Origin of the sequence: Vibrio hibernica, from assembly GCF_015223435.1 — a bacterium.
Classification (GTDB): Bacteria; Pseudomonadota; Gammaproteobacteria; order Enterobacterales; family Vibrionaceae; genus Vibrio; species Vibrio hibernica.
Map to the genome: position 1 here is coordinate 1 of NZ_VHKO01000098.1, position 3,049 is coordinate 3,049.

The following is a 3,049-nucleotide window of genomic DNA, read 5'->3' on the forward strand; positions in this document are numbered from 1 at the left end:
CAAGCAAATTCTTTATTAAGATGACATCGTCATCTTAACTAATTCGGAAAGCTGTTTGTTCGTTCTCTTCAACCCATCATTCAAGTATCAATGCGTATCCACTCTCTATTCAGTCCAGCCAAAACCCTTTAGGTGTTGTATGGTTAAGCCTCACGGGCAATTAGTACAGGTTAGCTCAATGCCTCGCAGCACTTACACACCCTGCCTATCAACGTTCTAGTCTCGAACAACCCTTTAGGACGCTTAAAGCGCCAGGGAAGACTCATCTCAGGGCTCGCTTCGTGCTTAGATGCTTTCAGCACTTATCGATTCCGAACTTAGCTACCGGGCAATGCCATTGGCATGACAACCCGAACACCAGAGGTTCGTCCACTCCGGTCCTCTCGTACTAGGAGCAGCCCCCTTCAATCTTCCAACGCCCACGGCAGATAGGGACCGAACTGTCTCACGACGTTCTAAACCCAGCTCGCGTACCACTTTAAATGGCGAACAGCCATACCCTTGGGACCGACTTCAGCCCCAGGATGTGATGAGCCGACATCGAGGTGCCAAACACCGCCGTCGATATGAACTCTTGGGCGGTATCAGCCTGTTATCCCCGGAGTACCTTTTATCCGTTGAGCGATGGCCCTTCCATTCAGAACCACCGGATCACTATGACCTGCTTTCGCACCTGCTCGAATTGTCATTCTCGCAGTCAAGCGGGCTTATGCCATTGCACTAACCACACGATGTCCAACCGTGTTTAGCCCACCTTCGTGCTCCTCCGTTACTCTTTGGGAGGAGACCGCCCCAGTCAAACTACCCACCAGGCACTGTCCGCAACCCCGATAAGGGGTCTACGTTAGAACATCAAAACTACAAGGGTGGTATTTCAAGATTGACTCCACATCATCTAGCGACAATGCTTCAAAGTCTCCCACCTATCCTACACATGTAGGTTCAATGTTCAGTGCCAAGCTGTAGTAAAGGTTCACGGGGTCTTTCCGTCTAGCCGCGGGTACACTGCATCTTCACAGCGATTTCAATTTCACTGAGTCTCGGGTGGAGACAGCGTGGCCATCATTACGCCATTCGTGCAGGTCGGAACTTACCCGACAAGGAATTTCGCTACCTTAGGACCGTTATAGTTACGGCCGCCGTTTACCGGGGCTTCGATCAAGAGCTTCTCCGAAGATAACCCCATCAATTAACCTTCCGGCACCGGGCAGGCGTCACACCGTATACGTCATCTTACGATTTTGCACAGTGCTGTGTTTTTAATAAACAGTTGCAGCCACCTGGTATCTGCGACTCCCGTCAGCTTAGAGAGCAAGTCTCATCACCAACAAGAGCGTACCTTCTCCCGAAGTTACGGTACCATTTTGCCTAGTTCCTTCACCCGAGTTCTCTCAAGCGCCTTGGTATTCTCTACCCGACCACCTGTGTCGGTTTGGGGTACGATTTCTTATAAACTGAAGCTTAGAGGCTTTTCCTGGAAGCATGGCATCAATGACTTCACTACCGTAGTAGCTCGACGTCGTGTCTCAGCCTAACAATTTCCCGGATTTACCTAAGAAATTAGCCTACGCACTTGAACCTGGACAACCATCGCCAGGCCCACCTAGCCTTCTCCGTCCCCCCATCGCATTTATAAGAAGTACGGGAATATTAACCCGTTTCCCATCGACTACGCTTTTCAGCCTCGCCTTAGGGGTCGACTTACCCTGCCCCGATTAACGTTGGACAGGAACCCTTGGTCTTCCGGCGAGGGAGTTTTTCACTCCCTTTATCGTTACTCATGTCAGCATTCGCACTTCTGATACCTCCAGCAAACTTCTCAGTTCACCTTCAACGGCTTACAGAACGCTCCCCTACCCATCATAATAAATTATGATGCCGCAGCTTCGGTGTATAGCTTAGCCCCGTTACATCTTCCGCGCAGGCCGACTCGACCAGTGAGCTATTACGCTTTCTTTAAATGATGGCTGCTTCTAAGCCAACATCCTGGCTGTCTGAGCCTTCCCACATCGTTTCCCACTTAGCTATACTTTGGGACCTTAGCTGGCGGTCTGGGTTGTTTCCCTCTCCACGACGGACGTTAGCACCCGCCGTGTGTCTCCCGGATATTACTTACTGGTATTCGGAGTTTGCAAAGGGTTGGTAAGTCGGGATGACCCCCTAGCCTTAACAGTGCTCTACCCCCAGTAGTATTCGTCCGAGGCGCTACCTAAATAGCTTTCGGGGAGAACCAGCTATCTCCAGGTTTGATTGGCCTTTCACCCCTAGCCACAAGTCATCCGCTAATTTTTCAACATTAGTCGGTTCGGTCCTCCAATTGATGTTACTCAATCTTCAACCTGCCCATGGCTAGATCACCTGGTTTCGGGTCTAATCCTAGCAACTATTCGCCCAGTTAAGACTCGGTTTCCCTACGGCTCCCCTAAACGGTTAACCTTGCTACTAAAATTAAGTCGCTGACCCATTATACAAAAGGTACGCAGTCACCCAACAAGTGGGCTCCTACTGCTTGTACGTACACGGTTTCAGGTTCTATTTCACTCCCCTCACAGGGGTTCTTTTCGCCTTTCCCTCACGGTACTGGTTCACTATCGGTCAGTCAGGAGTATTTAGCCTTGGAGGATGGTCCCCCCATATTCAAACAGGATATCACGTGTCCCGCCTTACTCGTTTTCACTTAGTATGATGTGTCGGTTACGGGGCTATCACCCTGTATCGCGGCACTTTCCAGAGCCTTCACCTGCATCATATAAAGCTTAAGGGCTAATCCAATTTCGCTCGCCGCTACTTTCGGAATCTCGGTTGATTTCTCTTCCTCCGGGTACTTAGATGTTTCAGTTCCCCGGGTTCGCTTCTTTACTCTATTTTATTCAAGTAAAGATACGTGCTTATGCACGTGGGTTTCCCCATTCGGAAATCGTAGACTCAAGTGGCTTTTACTGCCTAATCTACGCTTATCGCAAGTTAATACGTCCTTCATCGCCTCTGACTGCCTAGGCATCCACCGTGTACGCTTATTCACTTAACCATACAACCCAAAAGGGTCTTA

1 rRNA gene is annotated in these 3,049 nt (G+C 49.8%); it reads right to left on the reverse strand.

The window, feature by feature from the left end:
• Positions 1-139: 139 nt before the first annotated feature.
• A 23S ribosomal RNA gene (locus tag FH976_RS15490) occupies positions 140-3,028 on the reverse strand.
• Positions 3,029-3,049 lie beyond the last annotated feature (21 nt).